17 protein-coding genes are annotated in these 18,624 nt (G+C 60.6%); 10 read left to right on the top strand and 7 right to left on the bottom strand.

Features of this window, described 5'->3' with window-relative positions:
• Positions 1-79: 79 nt before the first annotated feature.
• A complete protein-coding gene (locus tag KI231_RS04920; protein ID WP_103305161.1) occupies positions 80-580 on the top strand; it encodes a phosphate-starvation-inducible protein PsiE in 501 nt (166 codons plus the stop codon).
• Here the strand turns inward: KI231_RS04920 and KI231_RS04925 are convergent.
• From KI231_RS04925 to KI231_RS04935, 3 genes are all read right to left on the bottom strand, one after another.
• On the bottom strand, positions 577-894 hold the full coding sequence (locus KI231_RS04925) for a DUF3509 domain-containing protein (protein ID WP_213027601.1): 318 nt from the start codon (positions 892-894) through the stop codon (positions 577-579). The two genes, KI231_RS04920 and KI231_RS04925, sit on opposite strands and share 4 nt — an antisense overlap.
• Positions 895-1,131: 237 nt before the next feature.
• Entirely contained in the window at positions 1,132-2,433 is a 1,302-nt protein-coding gene (locus tag KI231_RS04930; protein ID WP_213027602.1) for a serine/threonine transporter, read from the bottom strand.
• Positions 2,434-2,496: 63 nt separating this feature from the next.
• A complete protein-coding gene (locus tag KI231_RS04935) occupies positions 2,497-3,873 on the bottom strand; it encodes an L-serine ammonia-lyase (protein WP_213027603.1) in 1,377 nt (458 codons plus the stop codon).
• Between the two features lie 135 nt (positions 3,874-4,008).
• Between KI231_RS04935 and KI231_RS04940 the strand changes: the two genes are divergently transcribed.
• Both KI231_RS04940 and KI231_RS04945 read left to right on the top strand, forming a co-directional pair.
• Entirely contained in the window at positions 4,009-4,956 is a 948-nt protein-coding gene (locus tag KI231_RS04940; RefSeq protein ID WP_007914183.1) for a LysR substrate-binding domain-containing protein, read from the top strand.
• Between the two features lie 200 nt (positions 4,957-5,156).
• The gene (locus KI231_RS04945; RefSeq protein ID WP_103305165.1) at positions 5,157-5,564 is read left to right on the top strand and encodes an HPF/RaiA family ribosome-associated protein; all 408 of its coding nucleotides are present in this window, start codon (positions 5,157-5,159) and stop codon (positions 5,562-5,564) included.
• Between the two features lie 291 nt (positions 5,565-5,855).
• On the opposite strand, the gene fecA is transcribed toward KI231_RS04945, so the two are convergent.
• From fecA to KI231_RS04960, 3 genes are all read right to left on the bottom strand, one after another.
• A complete protein-coding gene (fecA, locus tag KI231_RS04950; protein WP_213027604.1) occupies positions 5,856-8,189 on the bottom strand; it encodes a TonB-dependent Fe(3+) dicitrate receptor FecA in 2,334 nt (777 codons plus the stop codon).
• 219 nt (positions 8,190-8,408) lie between these two features.
• Positions 8,409-9,341: a DUF4880 domain-containing protein gene (locus tag KI231_RS04955; protein ID WP_213027605.1), complete on the bottom strand. Its 933-nt coding sequence runs from the start codon at positions 9,339-9,341 to the stop codon at positions 8,409-8,411.
• A complete protein-coding gene (locus KI231_RS04960) occupies positions 9,338-9,826 on the bottom strand; it encodes a sigma-70 family RNA polymerase sigma factor (RefSeq protein ID WP_213027606.1) in 489 nt (162 codons plus the stop codon). Before KI231_RS04960 ends, KI231_RS04955 begins: the two co-directional genes overlap by 4 nt.
• A gap of 189 nt (positions 9,827-10,015) precedes the next feature.
• On the opposite strand from KI231_RS04960, the gene KI231_RS04965 reads away from it, so the two are divergent.
• From KI231_RS04965 to KI231_RS04990, 6 genes are all read left to right on the top strand, one after another.
• Positions 10,016-10,321: a DUF3649 domain-containing protein gene (locus KI231_RS04965; RefSeq protein ID WP_201235172.1), complete on the top strand. Its 306-nt coding sequence runs from the start codon at positions 10,016-10,018 to the stop codon at positions 10,319-10,321.
• Positions 10,318-11,904, top strand: coding sequence for a PepSY-associated TM helix domain-containing protein (locus tag KI231_RS04970; RefSeq protein WP_213027607.1), 1,587 nt, complete (start codon positions 10,318-10,320; stop codon positions 11,902-11,904). The genes KI231_RS04965 and KI231_RS04970 overlap by 4 nt, the downstream gene beginning before the upstream one ends.
• Complete coding sequence (locus KI231_RS04975) at positions 11,904-12,230, top strand: DUF3325 domain-containing protein (protein ID WP_213027608.1); 327 nt, start codon at positions 11,904-11,906, stop codon at positions 12,228-12,230. The genes KI231_RS04970 and KI231_RS04975 overlap by 1 nt, the downstream gene beginning before the upstream one ends.
• 1 nt (position 12,231) lies before the next feature.
• The gene (locus KI231_RS04980; RefSeq protein ID WP_213027609.1) at positions 12,232-12,798 is read left to right on the top strand and encodes an RNA polymerase sigma factor; all 567 of its coding nucleotides are present in this window, start codon (positions 12,232-12,234) and stop codon (positions 12,796-12,798) included.
• Positions 12,795-13,784 carry a FecR family protein gene (locus tag KI231_RS04985; protein WP_213027610.1) on the top strand — a complete coding sequence of 330 codons (990 nt, stop codon included), beginning with the start codon at positions 12,795-12,797 and terminating at the stop codon, positions 13,782-13,784. The genes KI231_RS04980 and KI231_RS04985 overlap by 4 nt, the downstream gene beginning before the upstream one ends.
• Positions 13,785-13,990: 206 nt before the next feature.
• A complete protein-coding gene (locus KI231_RS04990) occupies positions 13,991-16,420 on the top strand; it encodes a TonB-dependent siderophore receptor (RefSeq protein WP_213027611.1) in 2,430 nt (809 codons plus the stop codon).
• Between the two features lie 142 nt (positions 16,421-16,562).
• Here the strand turns inward: KI231_RS04990 and KI231_RS04995 are convergent, their stop codons facing one another.
• Positions 16,563-17,438: a helix-turn-helix domain-containing protein gene (locus KI231_RS04995; protein WP_213027612.1), complete on the bottom strand. Its 876-nt coding sequence runs from the start codon at positions 17,436-17,438 to the stop codon at positions 16,563-16,565.
• 270 nt (positions 17,439-17,708) lie between these two features.
• Here KI231_RS04995 and KI231_RS05000 point away from each other — a divergent pair, with 270 nt between their 5' ends.
• Positions 17,709-18,611 (top strand): DMT family transporter, encoded by a 903-nt coding sequence (locus tag KI231_RS05000; protein ID WP_213027613.1) that lies wholly within the window; start codon positions 17,709-17,711, stop codon positions 18,609-18,611.
• Positions 18,612-18,624 lie beyond the last annotated feature (13 nt).

Genomic DNA, 18,624 nt, shown 5'->3' on the forward strand with positions numbered 1-18,624 from the left:
GCATGAAACTGCAAACGTGCAGAAAAACCGTCACGTCCAACACGCATCATCCGCTCGAATCGGGCTAAGGAACTTCATCGTGAAAATAAACTGGGCCGAGAAACTGCGGCAAAACGTGCATCAACTGGCCGAGTCCCTGGGTAACCTGTTCGTCGAGACCTTCCACTATCTGGCGCTGTTCGCCATCGGTGCGGTCACGGCGTGGGCGGCGGTGATGGAGTTTCTCGGGATGCTCGAGGAAGGCCACATCAAGATCGATGACATTCTTTTGCTGTTCATCTATCTGGAACTGGGCGCAATGGTCGGGATTTATTTCAAGACCAACCACATGCCGGTGCGCTTCCTGATTTACGTGGCGATCACCGCGCTTACGCGCCTGCTCATTTCCAACGTCTCGCACCACAACCCGCCGGACATGGGCATCATCTACCTGTGCGGCGGAATTCTGCTGCTGGCGGTGTCGATTCTGGTGGTGCGTTATGCCTCGTCGCAATTTCCTTCGGTGAAGATCGAACACCCGCAACGCAAGATCGGTACGGGGTCCGGTGAGCATCCTGAGGTGGAAAAGGGCGAACTCTAAAGCCCGGCCACTTGCCGTGGCTGGCCTTTGAGCAGCGGCGGTGGCGGGGTCATTCCGTCGCCGCTGGTCATCGCTTCGAGAATCGCCATGGCACTGTGGCCCTGCTCGATGGCGATACCGAACTGAATGCTCTGCACCAGCAGTTTGAGGCGTTTGGGATTGTTGCGCTGTTCGGCGCTGATCATCCGTTTGGCCACGATCCGGCCGCCGTTGGACAGGGTCAGCATGATGCTGCCGTCCAGGCCCTGAATGCTCAGATTGATCTGATAGTCCGGCGCGAAGGCATCGGTAATGATCTGAAAAGGATTGTCCATGATGCGTCACCGCCTGATTGAACGTGCAGTTGTTGACCGGCCGGGATCGGGTTGGTTCGCCAAACCGGATCATCGGCCATTCCGTGGTCTGTATCGTTGCTTCATGTAGGAGCTGCCGAACCTGCGGCAACTCCTACAGGGGATGTAGCAAGGGACATGCCGGGAAAATTGTCGAACAACGAAACCGGACAAAAACAAGGCGAGCCCATGGCTCGCCTTGTTCATTTACGGGCCGTTTCAGGGCACGACCGAGAAGATGATCGCTGACAGTGCAATCAGGCCGATCAGCACGACAAACACGTTGGAGGCCTGACCCGAATACTGGCGCAAGGCTGGCACACGGCGGATGGCGTACATCGGCATCAGGAACAACAGGCAGGCAATCACCGGGCCGCCGAGGTTTTCGATCATGCCGAGGATGCTTGGGTTGAATGTCGCCACAGCCCAGCAACTGAGGATCATGAACAGCGCGGTGGCACGATTGAGCCAGCTCGCCGACATCACTCGACCGCGACCGCGCAGGCTCTTCACGATCATGCCCTGGAAACCTTCGCTGGCGCCGATGTAGTGGCCGAGGAAGGACTTGGTGATCGCCACCAGCGCAATCAACGGCGCGGCGTAAGCGATGACCGGGGTCTGGAAGTGGTTGGCCAGGTACGACAGGATCGAAATGTTCTGTGCCTTGGCCGCCGCGAGGTCCGCTGGCGACAGCGCCAGCACGCAACTGAAGCAGAAGAACATTACCGTCACCACCATCATGCCGTGGGCCATGGCGAGGATGCCGCTGCTCTTGCGTTCGGCCTGCGCGCCGTAGCGCTGCTTCTGGTCAACCGCGAACGCCGAGATGATCGGCGAATGGTTGAACGAGAACACCATCACCGGGATCGCCAGCCACAATGTCTTGAGGAACACCGACATCGGCACGGCCTCTTGAGCACTGGCAAAGAATGCGCCGTTCCAGTTCGGGATCAGGCTGATTGCGAGCAGCAGCAACGCCGCGACGAACGGATAAACCAGCACGCTCATGGCTTTGACGATGACGCTCTGGCCGCAGCGCACAATGGCCATCAGACCCAGAATCAACGCCAGCGAGAGAATCGCCCGGGGTGGCGGGGCAATCTGCAACTGGTGTTCGAGGAAGCTGCTCAAGGTGTTGGTCAACGCCACGCTGTACACCAGCAGGATCGGGAAGATCGCGAAGAAATACAGCAGCGTGATCAGTTTGCCGGCACCGATGCCGAAGTGTTCTTCGACCACTTCGGTGATGTCCCCGGAACGCCCGGACAGCACGAATCGGGTCAGGCCACGGTGGGCAAAAAACGTCATCGGGAACGCCAGCACGGCGAGAATCAGCAGCGGCCAGAAACCACCGACGCCAGCGTTGATCGGCAGGAACAGGGTGCCGGCACCGATGGCGGTGCCATACAGGCCAAGCATCCAGGTGGTGTCGAATTTGCTCCAGCCCTTGTGGGCGGTTTCTGTTTTGCCTGTGAGGTCTACAGCGGGATTTTCGGCAGCAGGTGTACGTACATCGGTCATCGGTATCGCCTCGTTATTATTTTTGCTCGGGCTCACGTGTTGCGGACAGTCAGGGAGTGCTCCTCAGCACTCCACCCAGCTCACAGCCAGGCCGCCCCGTGAAGTCTCTTTGTATTTGTCGTGCATGTCGGCGCCGGTATCGCGCATGGTGCGGATCACCCGGTCGAGGGAAATAAAGTGGTTGCCGTCGCCGCGCAGCGCCATTTGCGTGGCGTTGATCGCTTTTACGGCGGCGATGGCGTTGCGCTCGATGCACGGCACCTGCACAAGTCCGCCGACCGGGTCGCAGGTCAGGCCGAGGTTATGTTCCAGGCCGATTTCGGCGGCGTTTTCCAATTGCTCCGGGGTGGCGCCCAGCACTTCGGCCAAGCCCGCAGCGGCCATGGCGCACGCTGAACCGACCTCACCTTGGCAGCCGACTTCAGCGCCGGAGATCGAGGCATTTTTCTTACACAGAATGCCGACCGCCGCCGCACCCATGAAGAAGGCGACGACGTCATCGTCAGACGCGTCCGGGTTGAATTTCATGTAGTAGTGCAGAACCGCCGGAATAATCCCGGCCGCGCCGTTGGTCGGCGCAGTGACCATGCGCCCGCCCGCGGCGTTCTCTTCGTTGACGGCGAGGGCGAACAGGTTGACCCACTCCATCGCCGACAGCGTCGAACTGATGACATTCGGTTTGCCGATTTCCAACAGGCTGCGATGCAGTTTCGCCGCACGACGCGGCACATTCAGACCGCCGGGCAGGATGCCTTCGTGGCGCAGGCCTTGCTCGACACACTCGCGCATCACCGACCAGATGTGCAGCAAACCTTTACGGATTTCATCGTCGCTGCGCCAGGCCCGTTCGTTGGCCATCATCAGCTCGGACACTCGCAGACTGTGCTGTTTGCACAGCGACAGCAGCTCGGCGGCGCTGGAGAAATCGTAAGGCAACTCGACGTCGCCGGCCGGGGAGACGCCAGACTCGGCTTCCGCCGCTTCAATGATGAAACCGCCGCCGATCGAGTAGTACGTTTGCGTGAACAGCTCGGTGCTTTCGCCGAAGGCTGTCAGCGACATGGCGTTGGGGTGGTAGGGCAGGCTCTCGTCCAGCAGCAGGAGATCGTGCTGCCAGTCGAATGCAATCTCTCTTTGCCCGGCCAGGGACAGCAGACCGGTTTCGCGCAGTTGCTGAATTCGCGGGTCGATGGTCGACGGATCGATGCTGTCCGGCCATTCGCCCATCAGCCCCATGACCGTGGCGCGGTCGGTGGCATGGCCGACGCCGGTGGCTGATAGCGAACCGTACAAGCGGATTTCCACACGCTTCACGTCGAGCAGCAAATGCTGGTCGATCAGCGCCTGGGCGAAGGTCGCGGCGGCGCGCATCGGGCCAACGGTGTGGGAACTGGACGGACCGATGCCGACCTTGAATAAATCGAAAACACTGATAGCCATGCTAAAGCCTTACAAGCAATGGAGTGGGAATCGCCGCCATTTTTTGTAGGACAAGCGCAATGTCGGCGATACTGCCTACCTCGCTTCAACGTGACTAACGAAATTTCCTAAGTAAGCCTTTAGCAGGACTAAACAATGAGTCGTCAATTGCATGCACAGACCTACGTCTGGCTGCAGGTGTTTTCCTGTGCCGCGCGGCACTTGTCGTTCACCCGTTGCGCCGAGGAACTGCACATCACCCCGGGGGCGGTCAGTCAGCAGATCCGCCAATTGGAGGAGCGCCTTGGCTTTCGCCTGTTTCATCGGCGCGCACGCGGTGTGGAGCTGAGCGCTGAAGGCCAGCGGCTAGCGATTACGGTCAATGAGGCGTACGGCAGCATTGACGCGGAATTGCGTCGGCTCGATGCCGGAATGATCAGCGGGATTTTGCGGGTGCGCTCGATTCCGTCGTTCCTCAGCAAATGGCTGACGCCGCGCTTGCCACGCCTGCAACAGCGCTACCCGGACATCCAGTTGCGCCTGGTGGCCGAGGACAGCAGCGTGCCGTTGCACGAGGGCGACTTTGACCTGGCGATCGATCTGAACGACGGCAGCTACCCGGGACTGTTATCCACAGCCTTGCTCGATGAGCAGATTTTCCCGGTGTGCGCGCCGAGCTTGCTGCGTGGCCGCCCACCGCTGCACGGGCCGGCGGACCTGGTGCATTTCCCGTTGTTGCACGACATCACCGCCTGGCGTGGCAGTTACGAATATGCGGAGTGGGAGTTCTATCTCAACGCCATCGGCTTCGAAGGCGCCGACGTACGGCGTGGGCATACTTTCAATCGCAATCACCTGACCATCGAAGCGGCGATTGCCGGCATGGGCGTGGCGATTGCGCGGCGCACGTTGCTCAACGATGAGCTGGAGCGGGGCACCTTGATTGTGCCGTTCGGGCTGTCGGTGCCCAACCACAAACGTTACGTTCTGCTCTATGCGCCGGGGGCGTTGAGCCATCCGGGCGTGCGGGCGGTGCATGACTGGCTGGTGGAGGAAGCGGGGATTTTTCGCAGCTTGCACCCGTTGAATGACGGGCAATTGTGAGCAAATTTTGCAGGGTTGCGAGGCGACCCAACTCCCGACCTTACCAGTGACTTGCTTGGTTGTCCGGCTTTTTTTGCGAATGAATATTTATCTTTTTTCAGGGGTTGAAATGTTTGGCTGTCGGGCCGATTGTTGTAACCAAGAGGTCAGGAAAATATGTTTACGGCCTCTCGCGAGCTAGCTGAAATAAGGGATGAACTATGCAAATCCAAGTCAACAGCGATAACCATATTCAAAGTAGTCAACGACTGGAGGAGTGGGTACGTACAACCATTGAGAGCACGCTCGAACGTTATGAAGAAGACCTGACCCGTGTCGAAGTCCATCTGAGCGACGAGAACGGTGACAAGCCAGGTCCCCATGACATGCGCTGCCAACTGGAAGCGCGGCCAAAAGGCCATCAACCGATTTCCGTGACCCACAAGGCCGATTCGCTGGAACAGGCGATCGACGGTGCAGCCGAAAAACTGGAGCACGCACTGGAGCACTTGTTTGGCAAACTGCGGGGCAAACCCCGTGCCGCCATTGTGCCATTTACCAGCAAGGCGAACGACGCGCTGCTGGAGGAAGAATTTCTGGAGAATGAACAGGCAGCGATCAACAGTTGATCCGCTGATTCCATAAGCCACCCAATGAGAACGGGCCTGCGCAAGCAGGCCCGTTTTTGTTCGTGTGGCTGGATGGTTTTTGGGTATGGCATGAGAAAGCAGCCCCTCACCCCAGCCCTCTCCCGGTGGGAGAGGGGGTCGACCGAGGTGTCTGAAGAGGTGCGTCGACCTGAAAGACCGAGTCGATTCTGGATTCCGCACAGTACTTTCAGGTCGGTATATTTCTCAAGCATCCCCCAATCAGTCCCCTCTCCCTCGGGGAGAGGGTTAGGGTGAGGGGCTTTTCAAACCTCAGAACGCAACCGATGTCTGCACATAAACCGTTCGCGGCTCACCTACATACTTGCCCTTGTTGTTGTCATCAAACGAGCGGGTGAAATACTGGGTGTTGAAGATGTTCTTCACCCCTACCGCCACATTCAGATCCGACAACTGCGGGCCGAAGTCATACCCGGCGCGGCTGCTGAACAGCATGTAACCGGGGATCTTGCCGGTACTGCCGTCAGCGCTTTCTTTCGAGGTATTGGCATTGTCGGCGAACTGGTCGCTCTGGAAGCTGCTGTCCAGATTCAACTTCCAGGGTCCCTCTGTGTAGCCAACGCCAATAGTGCCTTTGTGCTTCGAAGAGAACGGCACGCGGTTGCCTTTATTCGGCCCGTCTTCACGGATGGTCGCGTCGACGTAGGCGTAAGAGGCGTAGACATCGAAACCGGCCAGCGCCGGGCTCAAGTCATCGAGGGCGTAATTGACACTGGTCTCGATGCCCTGATGACGGGTTTCGCCACGGGCGATCACCGAATCGTTGGTCTGGTTGCTTTCGTACTGATTGTCGAAGTTGATCAGGAACGCGCCAATCTCTGCGCGCAACGCGCCGTTGTCGTAGCGAGTGCCGAGTTCCCAGGTGCGGGCCTTTTCCGGTTTGACTTCGCCACTGCTCACGCGGTTGGGCATCTGGCTGTATTGCACGCTGCCGAAGGAGCCTTCGGTGTTGGCGTACAGATTCCAGCTGTCGTTCAGGTGATAAAGCACGTTCAACGCCGGCAGTGCGGTGTTGTAGTCACCCTTGTATTTGACGTTGGTCAGGTTGTTGGTCTGTTGCGACTCGATCATCTCGTAGCGCACGCCCGGGGTGATCGTCCATTTGCCGATGTCGATGCGGTCGTCGACAAAGAACGCGTTGGCTTCGGTGCCGCCGCGTGTATCGCGGTCGTTGCGGCTACTGGTGGTCGGGTATTGATTGCTGGCGATCGGCGTGCGATAGCGCAACTCGTGGCCGGCCTCGTTGATGTAGCGGTAGCCGACGCCGACTTCATGGCTGGTCGGGCCAAGGTCGAAGCCTTGGGCGAAACGGGTTTCCAGACCGCGAACCCAATATTCGCGCGGCGACAGCGACAGGAACGTGCCCTGATCCAGATAACCGCTGCGCAGGGTTTTGGTGAAGAAGGTATTAGCGGTGAATTCGCGGCGATCTTCCTGGTAGCGATAGCCGAAGTTGAACATCGTGCGACGGCCCCAGAACTGGTCTTTCGGACGCGTGGACTGATACGGATCGGCATCGTAATCGGCAACGTTCAAACCGCCGGGCATGTCGGCTTTGCCTTCGTAATACTGGGCCATGGCGTTGAAACTGTTGGCCTCGTCGAGCTGGTATTTGCCCTTGAGGATCAGGTCGTCGATTTCGGTGTCGCTGTGCTCACGCCAGTCGCCGCCACGGGTGCCGGAATACAACAGCGCGCCACCCAGTCCGTTCTCGTTGGTGCCACCGGCGAGCAGATTGGCGCTGGTCTTGAAGCCGTCATGGCGCGACGAGGGACTGGTTTCCGTCTGGAAACCACCCTTGACGGTCGGTTCGTCGGGAATCGCTCGGGTCACGAAGTTGACCACGCCGCCGACGTTCTGCGGGCCGTAGCGCACCGCGCCGCCACCACGCACCACGTCCACGGCGTCCATGTTGCCCATGCTGATCGGCGCGAACGAAAGTTGCGGCTGGCCGTAAGGTGCGAACGGCACCGGGATGCCGTCCATCAACACCGTCGAACGCGCGGCGAGGCGTGGATTGAGCCCGCGAATGCCGAAGTTCAGCGCCATGTCGTGGCTGCCGGTGCCGTTGTTTTCCGGGGCGTTGACGCCGGGAATGCGGTTGAGCACATCACGCGCCTGGGTGGCGCCCTGGCGTTCGAATTCTTCACGACGGATCACGTCGCGAGCGCCGGGGTGTTCGAACACGTTGATTTGCTGCGCATCGCCGAGCCAGTCGCCAACCACTTTCGAGGTGTCCAGTTCCAGCGCGGTATCACCCGCCGGTTGCAGGCTGAAGGCGTTATCGCCCTCGGCGCGGGCTTGCAGGCCGGTGCCTTCGAGCAATGCGTTGAGACCTTGTTCAATCGTGTAGTTGCCTTCCAGGCCACGGCTTTGTACGCCGCTGGTGACTTGCGAGCCGAACGAAATCAGCACCCCGGCTTCACGGCCAAACTGATTGAGGGCGTTTTCCAGCGCTGATGGCGCGATGTGATAGGCCTGGGTGTCGGCCGCCACTGCAGCGGGCAGGGCGCCGAAACTCAGGCTGGCGCCGAGGATAAGGTTGCGCAGGCTGCGGGCCAGTGGCGTGAGGCGGGTGGGGTGCATGGTGGCGGATCCTGAGAAGGTTGAATCAAAGGGGGCTTTCCTTCTCTGTCACGCCAGATCTGAAAAACGGCTCACGCATTACAAATATTTTTTGAAGAACTGCTTTTGTGGCAGGGAGCTTGTCGCACCGTCCCGCTGGGCGCGAAGCGGCTCTCGCTTTTAAAGGACGGGCCTGCTGCGCAGTCCAGCGGGAGCAAGCTCTCTCGCCACAGGTTCATTTCAAGTCTTGGCTTCTACGCTGACCCAGTAGCGGGTAAAGCGCTTCACTTTCACCGGCAAGCTGATTTCCAGCAGATCCAGAATCCGCTCGCTGTCGTCCAGTGGATAAGTCCCGGAGATCAGCAAGTCGGCCACCTTCCTGTCGCAGTTGAGTTGGCCGCGACGATAGCGCCCCAGCTCATCGAGGAAGTCGCCCAGACGCATATGCGCCGCGACCAGCATGCCATCGGCCCAGGCGCCGCTGTTGGCGTCCAGCGGTCGGGCGTCGCTGACAGCGGCGGAGGTGAAACTCAGTTGGCGGGCGACAGGCAGCAGCATCGGTGCGCGTCCGTTGGCCGTCAGTTCGACCCGACCCTCAAACAACGCGACCTGCGTGCGATCAACAAACTGGCGCACGTTGAGGCGCGCGTCCCGGGTTTTCAGAATGCCTTGTGCGGTCCGCACTTCGAACGATTGCGATGCGGTCAGGAGGATTTCGCCTTCAAGCAAGCGGATCAGTCGTTGTGCGCCATCGACATCCGCCGCACTTGAAGTATTGAGCTGCAATTGATCGCCCGCACCCAACGCAATCTTGCGTCGCTGACCCACCGGGCTGCGGTAATCGGCGAGCAGCGACGGCAACGGATTGTGTTCGCGCATGCCCCAGGTGACGGCCGAACCGGCACCCAGAATCAGCAACAGTTTCAACGCCTGACGGCGACTGCCGGACTTCGGCCCGTTCAACGCCGCGTGCGCCAGCGGTGAGGCCACACCGCGCAAGCGCTGGTTGACCCGCTGAATGTGTTCCCACGCCCGACGATGTTCGCTGTGTGCCTCCAGCCATTGTTGCCAGGCCAGATGTTGACGCGGGGAAAGCTTGCCTTGCTGCATTTCCATCAGCCAGTGCACGGCCTGTTCGGCCACTTGCGCAGAAAAATCCGCGACGCGGTTCATAGGGCGAAATAGCAGCGCATCGCCGCTTTGTTCAGATGACGTTTGACCGTTGCCACCGAAATGCCCAGTTCGGCGGCGATCTGTGGATAGCTCAGGCCGTCGACCTGCGCCAGCAAGAAGGCGCGCTTGACCAGGCGCGGTAAACCGTCGAGCAACTGATCGAGCTCCATCAGGGTTTGCAGGATGATCGCTTTGTCCTCTTCCGATGGCGCGAGCATTTCCGGCATCTGCGCGAGGGTGTCGAGGTAGGCGCGTTCCAGATCCTGACGGCGGTAGTGATTGAACAGGACCCGCTTGGCGAGCGTGGTGAGAAAGGCGCGAGGTTCGATGATCACCGCTGGTTCGCGGGCGGTCAGCACCTTGATGAAGGTGTCCTGCGCCAGGTCCGCCGCGCTGTCCGGGCAGCCGAGCTTGCGCCGCAACCAGCCGGTCAGCCAGCTGTGGTGGGCTTGATAAAGCGATTCGACGGGATGGGCGGACGGCAACGGGATGACTCCGGGCGCAACAATATGCGGAGAAAACATGCGTTAGAGAACAAGAATGGTTCGCATTGTAGGGCGCAAGCACGGCGCCCGGCAATCAGATGCTTTTGCGTATGAGAATATTTATCATTAATATTGCTCGCCTGTTGGTTCGGCTTGTTGGCCGGACGATTTTCGTTTCAGGGTCGAAACATGAAAGCCAAACTCGCCACACTTCCCATGTCCTATCGTCTGGCCGTCACCTCGCGGGTGTTGGCAGCGGTATTTGGCGGCTATCTGGTTGCCGCGCTGGCCAGTGTCACCCTGACGATGTGGCTGCCGTTGAACCGCGCCGAAGCGGTGGTGACCGGCATGACCGTTTCCTTCCTGGTTTATCTGGTCGCCGTGCTGTGGTGTTTTGCCTGCCGCACGGCGTGGTCGGCATGGGTCGGTTTACTGGTGCCGAGCGTGATCCTGGCGACCATCTCCGGCGCGGCCCGTGGGTTGGGGTACGCATGAAAGAGGGTTTTCGCCAGGCCATGGCCTGGCTGCACACCTGGGTCGGGCTGGTCTTCGGCTGGTTGCTGTTCGCGATTTTTCTGACCGGCACCCTGGCTTATTTCAATGACGAAACCAGCCACTGGATGCGCCCGGAAATTCCCGCACGCCCGATCAATAGCGAGGCTAGCCTGTCCCTGGCGCAGGATTATCTGCAGCAGCATGCCGCCGGTGCTTCGCGTTGGCTGATCGACTTGCCCGATGCCCGCGACCCCGGCCTGACCGTGCGCTGGCAGCAGGCGCCGGCGAAACCCGGCGAGCGCGGTCGCTTTGAATCGAAAACCCTCGATGCGCAGACCGGTGCCGAAGTGCAGGGCCGCGAAAGCCTCGGCGGCGAGTTCTTCTATCGCTTCCACTTCCAGCTGCAAATGCCTTATCCGTGGGGGCGCTGGCTGGCGACAATCGCCGCGATGGTGATGTTCGTCGCGCTGATCACCGGGATCATCACCCACAAGAAAATCTTCAAGGACTTCTTCACCTTCCGCCCGCGCAAGGGCCAGCGTTCCTGGCTCGACGGGCACAACGCGGTGGGTGTGCTGGTGCTGCCGTTTCACTTGATGATCACCTACAGCAGCCTGGTGATCTTCATGTCGATGGTCATGCCGGCGAGCATTCTGGCGTCCTACGGCGGTGATGTGCGGGCGTTTTACGATGAGGTTTTCCCGGCCTCGAAGACGCCGGAGCGGGCCGGCGTTTCCGCACCTCTGGCACCCATGGCGCCGCTGTTGGCCAAGGCCAGCGAGCAATGGTCGGGCGGCAACACCAAGCGGCTGTCGGTGAACAACCCGGGTGATGAAAATGCCTCAGTGGTGCTGTCCCGCGCCGGTGATCGTGTGGTGCACGATTTCGGCAGCGCGGTGACCTTCAACGGCGTCACCGGGCAGATGCTCGGCAGCACACCGGATCAACCTGTGGCGATGGCGGTGGGTGGCACGTTCTACGGTCTGCACATGGGCCATTTCGCCGGGCCGGTGCTGCGCTGGCTGTATTTCATTTGTGGTCTGGCCGGCACGGCCATGATCGGCACCGGGCTGGTGATCTGGCTCGGCAAGCGTCAACTCAAACACGCCAAGAGTGGTGTGATGCGGTTCGAACTGCGGCTGGTGGAAGTGCTGAACATTGCCAGCATGGCCGGACTGGTGTCAGCGGTGGCGGTGTTCTTCCTGGCCAATCGGCTGTTGCCGGTGGCGCTGGCGGGGCGGGCCGATTGGGAAGTGAATGCGTTCTTTATTGCCTGGGGTTTGAGTCTTTTGCATGCGCTGATGCGTCGCGGACGCAAGGCCTGGGTCGAACAGCTTGGGCTGGGGGCGTTGCTGTTTATCGCCGTGCCGCTGATCAATGCGCTGACCACACCGTGGAATCTCGGGGTAACGCTTGCGCAAGGGGACTGGGTGCTGGCCGGGTTCGATCTGACGTGCCTCGGAGCAGGTCTGTTCCTGGCATGGGCCGCATGGAAAATGCAGCACGCCAGCAATGCCGTCAGCGTGAAAAAGCCACGTCGCGAAACGGCTCGGCCGGTCACGCTTGAACAGGGAGCGAATTGATGCTGCTGGCCCTGTTGCTTTGCTACGCCGGGTTTACCGCGCTGTGTTTGTCGATGCCTCGGCACCACGATGAATTGCTCGGTCACAAAGCCTCGGCTCGCCGCCGTCAGGGCTTGCAACTCAGCGGGTGGTTATTGCTGGCCTTGTCGCTGTGGGCGGCAGTGTCGAGCAACGGCTGGAGTTTCGGTCTGGTCGACTGGTTCGCGGTACTGATGCTCAGCGCACTGACGTTGGTGTTGTTGCTGCCGTATCGCCCGCGTCTGGCTTTGGCACTGGCGGGGGGCAGCCTGCTGGCCAGTCCGGTCGCTGCATGGGCGCAGTGCTGAGGTGCTGATCGGTCTGCCGCCGGAATCCCGCGACGACGAGCCGCGCGGGGCACGTGCGCATTTTCTTCAGGTGTTCCTGTCCCAGCGTTCACAAATGGAAGCGCTGGTGAACCGGCGCGTCGGCTGCCGGGCGACGGCGGCAGATCTGGTGCAGGACTTGTTTCTGCGCTTCTGGCGCCGACCGTTGGTGCAGGTTGAAGAACTCAGCACCTACTTGTTGCGGTGTGCCGGCAACATCGCCATCGACCATTTGCGCAGCGAAGGCACGCGGGTGCGCGTCAATGAAGGCTGGCAACCGGAAGAACCGCACAGCCACGGCAGCGAACCGCAAGCAGCGCTGGAAGCCGGCAACGATCTGCGCCATGTCGAAGCGGCGTTGCGCGCCTTGCCCGAGCGCACCCGGCAGATTTTTTTGCTCAATCGCATTCACGGCCGCAAGTACGCGGACATCGCCAAAGCCATGGGCCTGTCCCAAAGCGCCGTGGAAAAACATATGATGCGCGCCCTCGAGGCCTGCAAGGCCAGCCTGCGCGAACCCGCGCCACGCACGCCAGGGAAAGCACCGTGAATCACTCCGACCGCGTCATCCCGACGCCCGCCCAGGAACAGGCGGCATTTGCCTGGCTGAGCCTGTTGCATGACCGGCCCAGCGCTGGCGATCAACTCACCTTCAGCCAATGGCTGCGCGCCGACCTGGCTCACGCCGAGGCTTATGCACAGGCACAAGTGGTCTGGGAGTTGAGCGAAGGGCCGGCGAAAACGCTGGCCGACGAAGAGGCGCTGGCGTTGCAGGGCTATCTCGAGACGATGGATCGCCCGCGTCGTCCGCAGCTGCTGCGTTGGTCCGGTGCGCTGGCGATGGCGGCGTGTCTGTTGCTGATGGTCAGCCTCGGCACAGGGTGGCAGCCGCAGCGCTGGCTCGATGATCTTGGCGCCGATTATGTTTCGGCGCCCGGCGAGATTCGCACCGTAACCCTGGCCGACCAGTCGCAAGTCACGCTGGATGCTGACAGCGCCATCGCGGTGGATTTCAGCCATGGCGAGCGCCATGTGCAGTTGCGTCGTGGCGCCGGATTTTTCAGCGTGACCCACACGGGTGAGCCGTTTGTGGTCGAGGCCGAGAAGGGCCAGGCGCGGGTGCTCGGGACGCAATTCGAGGTGCGTCTGCAACCTCACGGCGCGCAGGTCACGGTGTTGTCCGGACGGGTCGGTGTGACAGCGGATCGCGACGCAGCGCAGCAGATTCTCACGGCGGGTCAGCAGGTCGCCTACGGTGCGGGCTCGGCGCAGAAACTCCACGCGGTGGACAGCGAGGCACAACTGGCCTGGCGTCAGGGCTGGCTGACTTACTACAAAACCACGCTGGCGGAGGTGGTGGCGGATCTGCGCCGCTATTACCCGGGGCGAATTGTTTTGCTCAACGAAGAGCTGGCGGCGCGCAAGGTCAGCGGCAGTTTTCCCAGCAGGGATCCGCAGGCTGTTCTCAACTCTCTACAAGGGGTGCTGGGGTTTGAGCAGCATCAGGTGCTGGGGCATCTGATCATTTTGCGTTGAGGCGGCTAAAGCCATCGCGAGCAGGCTCACTCCTACATCTGGAATGCGTTCCCCTGTAGGAGTGAGCCTGCTCGCGATGGCGCCGGATCGAACACCACAAAAAATAATTTGCAAATGTTGGTGAGGTAAACCCGAGCCCCATCCGTGTAGTGACTGAAACTGCGAGTCATTCGCATCCGTTGCGGTTCTACACAGGTCATTGAGCAATGAAGTCCAGGGCAAAATCGGGTTCGGTCAAACAGTGGTTGGGCGTTCAAGTGTTGAGCTTTTCGGCATTGGCCTTGCTGCCAATGAGCGTGGCGCTCGCCGCCGAAACCGTCAGCAGTCAGGCGCAACAGCAATTCAACTTCTCCCTGGCCGCCAAACCGCTGCCCCAGGCTCTGAGCGACTTCAGCCGTGTCACCGGGCAAAGCGTGGTTTACACCGATGAAGCGCCGTACGGCCTCACCGCACCCGCCGTGAACGGCCAGATGAGCGCCGAACAAGCGCTGCAACGCCTGCTCAGCGGTTCCGGCCTGAACTTCCGTCGCACCGACAGCCACACGCTGGCGCTGGAGCCGCAACCCACTGCCGGTGCGCTGAACCTTGGCGCCACCACCATCACCTCGATGCGCGACGAGTCGATGAGTTATCAGCCGCCGCCAACCAGTTCGGTCATGCGTTCATCGGCCTCGCTTCAAGAGATCCCGCAGACCGTCAACGTCATCCCGGCGCAAGTGATCCGCGATCAGGCGCCGCGCAATCTCGACGATGCGTTGGCCAACGTCAGCGGCATCACCCAAGGCAACACTTTGGGCAGCACTCAGGATTCGGTGATGACGCGCGGTTTCGGCGACAACCGTAATGGCTCGATCATGCGCGACGGCATGCCGATCATGCAGGGCCGGGGCATGAACGCCACGGTCGATCGCGTCGAAGTGCTCAAAGGCCCGGCGTCCTTGCTGTACGGGATTCAGGACCCGGGCGGCGTGGTCAACCTGGTCAGCAAGAAGCCCGAACTTGAGCAGTACAACGCACTGACTTTCACCGGTTCGACCTACGGCGACGGCAAGAACGGCAGCGGCGGCACCTTCGACAGCACCGGCGCGCTGGGCGATTCCGCGCTGGCCTATCGCATGGTGGTGGATCACGTCGACGAAGATTACTGGCGCAACTACGGCACCCACCGTGAAACGTTGATCGCGCCATCGCTGGCCTGGTACGGCGAGCGCACCAAGCTGTTGTTCGCCTACGAACACCGGGAATTTCTCACCCCGTTCGACCGTGGCACGTTGATCGATCCGCGCACCAACCATCCGCTGGATATCTCGCGCAAGGAGCGTCTCGACGAGCCGTTCAACGACATGGAAGGGCGTTCGGACTTGTATCACTTCGAGGCCGACCACGAACTCAACGACGACTGGAAAGCCCACTTCGGCTACAGCTGGAACCGCGAAACCTACGACGCCAGCCAGGTCCGCGTGACCGCTATCGACACCAAAAAAGGCACGCTGACCCGCAGCATGGACGGCACCCACGGCGCGATCACCACCGACCGTTTCACCACCGCCAGCCTCGAAGGCAAGGTCAACGTGCTGGGCATGCAACATGACCTGGTGTTCGGCGTCGATGACGAGTACCGCAAGATCTACCGCGCTGACCTGATCCGGCAGAAAAGCCTGACGAACTTCAGCTACATCAATCCGGTGTATGGTCGCGAAGTCGAAGGCACCACGGTCAGCCCGGCGGACAGTGCACAGACCGATCTGCTGCGCAGCGATTCGGTGTTCCTGCAGGATTCGATTCACCTCAACGACCAGTGGATTCTGGTCGCCGGCGGACGCTTCCAGGAGTACGACCAGTACGCCGGCAAAGGCGTGCCGTTCAAGGCCAACACCGACACCAATGGGCAGAAGTGGGTGCCGCGCGCGGGCCTGGTGTATCGCTACACCGATGAGCTGTCGTTCTACGGCAGCTACACCGAATCGTTCAAACCCAACTCGACCATTGCCCCGTTGAGTGGCAGCAGCACCGTGCTCGACGGCAGCATCGCGCCGGAACAAGCCAAGTCCTGGGAACTGGGTGCGCGGCTGGACATGCCGGGGCGCATCACCGGTAACGTCGCGCTGTTCGACATCAAGAAACGCAACGTGCTGGTGGCCAACTCCGAAGGCCCGACGACGATTTACAGCGCTGCGGGTGAAGTGCGTTCGCGTGGTCTGGAAGTCGATATGACCGGTCAACTGAGTGAACGCTGGAGCCTGATCGGCAACTATGCCTACACCGATGCCGAAGTCACCGAAGACCCGACCTACAAGGGCAAGCGTTTGCAGAACGTGGCGAAGAACAGCGGCTCATTGTCGGCGGTGTATGACTTCGGCAGCGTGATCGGCGGCGATCAACTGCGCGTCGGTGCCCGGGCGCGCTATGTCGGCGAGCGGGCGGGCAATGCGGTGAATGATTTCGATCTGCCGAGCTACACCGTGGCCGATGCGTTTGCCACTTACGACACCCAAGTGGAAGGGCAGAAGGTCAAGTTTCAGCTCAATGTGAAGAACCTGTTTGACCGTACTTACTACACCTCGGCGGCGAGCCGGTTCTTTGTGTCGATGGGGGATTCGCGGCAGGTTTCGCTTTCCAGCACATTGGAGTTCTGAGCCGAAACCGCGTCATCGTTCTTCGCTGGCAAGCCAGCTCCCACAGGTTTTTGGTCGAGCACAAGTTTTTTGAACGGCCGAGGACTTTGTGGGAGCTGGCTTGCCAGCGATGAGGCCCTGACAGACGGCAAAGATTCCAGTTCTAACGCAAAAACGCCTGCCGATACTCGCCTGGCGTTCCGCCCAAAACCTGCCTGAACCGATTGGTGAAATGACTCGCGCTGGCAAACCCACAGGCCAGCGCAATTTCCCCCAGTGGCAACGCTGTCCCGCGCAACAACTCCCGCGCCCGGCTCAAGCGTCGTGCCAGCACATATTGATGCGGTGGCAAACCGAAGCTCACGCGAAACATCCGCGCAAAGTGGTACTCCGACAACGCACACAATCCAGCCAATTGCCCGAGGCTGATCGGCTCGGCCAACTGGTTGTCGATGAACTCCCCCAGTTGCCGACGCTGGTGCGGCGCCAGTCCACCTTTCAGACGCAAACCCTGACGGGCGCCGACCTGACTGAGCAAGGTATGGCTGATCAATTCATGCGCCAGGCTACTGGTCAGCAAGCGTTCGGCGGGCTCGTCCCAGTTCAGCGTCAGTAGCTGGCGAAAGCGCTGCGCCTGTTGCGGGTCTTCGAGAAAAGTCTGCTCGCGCAGCTGCATTTCCCGTGGCTCGCGATCAAGCAACGTGACGCAACCGATGGCGAATTGTTCGGCGCTGAAGTACAGGTGGGCCAAACGGATATCACCGTTGATTACCCAGCCCGATTCATGGTCGGCCGGCAGGATGCACAGCTTGTCCGGCCCACCCTTCTGGCCCGGCTGACCGCGACGAAACGTGCCGGTGCCGCCGGCGATGTAGCAGGAGAGGGTGTGATGGCTGGGGGCTTCGTATTCCTGGGCGTCGTGGTGATTGGTCCACAGGGCCGCAGCCAGGCCGTCACCGAGCTCGGCGCTGTGCACAAGGCGAGCGTTCGGCGAGCGGTTAAGCGCTTGGAAGACTTGCAGGTTATCGATTGCGGCCATATTCGGTTCTCTCCAACGCCTTGCATCCTACTCCGTAGGCGTCGTGCTGCCAGCCAGGCGGCCGACAAATGCGCAAGATTGTGCAAGCGCTTCAACCCTTGGTGCAGCACCCTGATCCTCAATTCAGCGCAAACCTTGTGGCGAGGGAGCTTGTCGCGCCATCTCGCTTGAGGGCGTAGCGCTCACAAGTTTTTGGGGCCGCTGCGCAGCCCATCGGGGATAAATCCCCTCGCCACAATAGCGCTTGGCATTGCTTTCGGGAGTTCGCTTATGAATCTGTCGTTGTATCTGTTGACCGTGCTGATCTGGGGCACCACCTGGATTGCCCTGAAATGGCAACTGGGTGTAGTGGCGATTCCGGTGTCGATTGTTTATCGCTTCGGCCTCGCGGCGTTGGTGCTGTTCGTCTTGTTGCTGCTCAGCCGTCGGTTGCAACCGATGAACCGTCGCGGCCATTTGATCTGCGTGGCGCAGGGCTTGTGCCTGTTTTGCGTCAACTTCATGTGCTTTTTGACCGCCAGTCAGTGGATTCCCAGCGGTCTGGTGGCGGTAGTGTTTTCCACCGCAACCCTGTGGAACGCCCTCAATGCGCGGGTGTTCTTCGGCCAACGGATTGCCCGTAACGTGTTGATGGGCGGTGCTCTGGGGTTGTTCGGTCTCGGCCTGTTGTTCTGGCCGGAACTGGCCGGCCATCGCGCCAGCCCGCAGACATTGCTCGGCCTCGGTCTGGCGCTGTGCGGCACCTTGTGTTTCTCGGCGGGCAACATGCTCTCGAGTCTGCAACAGAAAGCCGGGCTCAAACCACTGACCACCAATGCCTGGGGCATGGCCTACGGTGCGGCGATGCTGTCGGTGTGGTGCCTGATCAAAGGCATTCCGTTCGACATGGACTGGTCGACGCGTTACGTCGGGGCGCTGCTGTATCTGGTCATTCCAGGTTCGGTGATCGGTTTCACCGCGTACCTGACGCTGGTCGGGCGTATGGGCCCGGAGCGCGCGGCTTATTGCACGGTGTTGTTCCCGGTGGTGGCGCTGAACGTCTCGGCGTTTGTCGAAGGTTATCAGTGGACAGCGCCAGCATTGATCGGGCTGGTATTGGTCATGCTGGGTAACGTGCTGGTGTTTCGTAAACCGAAGGCGGTGGTATCACCGGTGCAGGGAAAGTTGGCTTGAAATAAATGAGCGC

Source organism: Pseudomonas sp. Seg1 (assembly GCF_018326005.1).
Lineage (GTDB): Bacteria > Pseudomonadota > Gammaproteobacteria > Pseudomonadales > Pseudomonadaceae > Aquipseudomonas.

Excerpts from the sequence above, each read along its gene's own strand:
- KI231_RS04995 (WP_213027612.1), bottom strand. The coding sequence starts at position 17,438 with ATGGCCGCAATCGATAACCTGCAAGTCTTCCAAGCGCTTAACCGCTCG.
- KI231_RS04935 (WP_213027603.1), bottom strand. The coding sequence starts at position 3,873 with ATGGCTATCAGTGTTTTCGATTTATTCAAGGTCGGCATCGGTCCGTCC.
- KI231_RS04945 (WP_103305165.1), top strand. The coding sequence starts at position 5,157 with ATGCAAATCCAAGTCAACAGCGATAACCATATTCAAAGTAGTCAACGA.
- KI231_RS04990 (WP_213027611.1), top strand. The coding sequence starts at position 13,991 with ATGAAGTCCAGGGCAAAATCGGGTTCGGTCAAACAGTGGTTGGGCGTT.
- fecA (WP_213027604.1), bottom strand. The coding sequence starts at position 8,189 with ATGCACCCCACCCGCCTCACGCCACTGGCCCGCAGCCTGCGCAACCTT.
- KI231_RS04975 (WP_213027608.1), top strand. The coding sequence starts at position 11,904 with ATGCTGCTGGCCCTGTTGCTTTGCTACGCCGGGTTTACCGCGCTGTGT.
- KI231_RS05000 (WP_213027613.1), top strand. The coding sequence starts at position 17,709 with ATGAATCTGTCGTTGTATCTGTTGACCGTGCTGATCTGGGGCACCACC.
- KI231_RS04925 (WP_213027601.1), bottom strand. The coding sequence starts at position 894 with ATGGACAATCCTTTTCAGATCATTACCGATGCCTTCGCGCCGGACTAT.
- KI231_RS04940 (WP_007914183.1), top strand. The coding sequence starts at position 4,009 with ATGAGTCGTCAATTGCATGCACAGACCTACGTCTGGCTGCAGGTGTTT.
- KI231_RS04965 (WP_201235172.1), top strand. The coding sequence starts at position 10,016 with ATGAAAGCCAAACTCGCCACACTTCCCATGTCCTATCGTCTGGCCGTC.
- KI231_RS04955 (WP_213027605.1), bottom strand. The coding sequence starts at position 9,341 with ATGAACCGCGTCGCGGATTTTTCTGCGCAAGTGGCCGAACAGGCCGTG.
- KI231_RS04930 (WP_213027602.1), bottom strand. The coding sequence starts at position 2,433 with ATGACCGATGTACGTACACCTGCTGCCGAAAATCCCGCTGTAGACCTC.
- KI231_RS04970 (WP_213027607.1), top strand. The coding sequence starts at position 10,318 with ATGAAAGAGGGTTTTCGCCAGGCCATGGCCTGGCTGCACACCTGGGTC.